The organism is Vibrio sp. 10N.222.51.C5 (genome assembly GCF_041474575.1).
GTDB lineage: Bacteria > Pseudomonadota > Gammaproteobacteria > Enterobacterales > Vibrionaceae > Vibrio > Vibrio crassostreae_C.
On sequence record NZ_JBFRUJ010000096.1, the window covers coordinates 681 to 1,321 of the forward strand.

The following is a 641-nucleotide window of genomic DNA, read 5'->3' on the forward strand; positions in this document are numbered from 1 at the left end:
GTTTTCCCTGACGCTATAAGCGTCCTAAAGGGTTGTCGTAGACTACGACGTTGATAGGCAGGGTGTGTAAGTGCTGCGAGGCATTGAGCTAACCTGTACTAATTGCCCGTGAGGCTTAACCATACAACACCCAAGGGGTTTTGTGGACTCAAGATGTACCAGACCTTGAATGCGTTTGAAGAGAAATAACTTTTAGATAAGCTTTCCAGATTATTTTGCCTTCAGTTTTTAAAAAACTGAAAGTAAAAGCAAAATTTGCTTGGCGACCATAGCATTGTGGACCCACCTGATTCCATGCCGAACTCAGAAGTGAAACACAATAGCGCCGATGGTAGTGTGGGGTTTCCCCATGTGAGAGTAGGACATCGCCAGGCTTTAAACATCGTTACCTGTATATACATGTAACCACATCTGCAGTGTACTAATCTGTTGATGACAATTTGTTGGAGGGATGGCTGAGTGGTCGAAAGCACCGGTCTTGAAAACCGGCAACCGTTAATAGCGGTTCTAGGGTTCAAATCCCTATCCCTCCACCACCATTGAAAAGCCCGCTGAGAAATCAGCGGGCTTTTTCATATCTGCTATTTAGAAAAACAAAAAAGAGCACTAACGTGCTCTCTCTATTATACCAATCCGGAAAA

At 44.1% G+C, this 641-nt stretch carries 1 tRNA gene and 1 rRNA gene; both read left to right on the plus strand.

Annotation, left to right across the window (positions count from 1 at the left end):
• Positions 1-258: 258 nt before the first annotated feature.
• A 5S ribosomal RNA gene (gene rrf / locus AB4558_RS21575) occupies positions 259-374 on the plus strand.
• Between the two features lie 71 nt (positions 375-445).
• A tRNA-Ser gene (locus tag AB4558_RS21580) sits at positions 446-536 on the plus strand.
• Positions 537-641 lie beyond the last annotated feature (105 nt).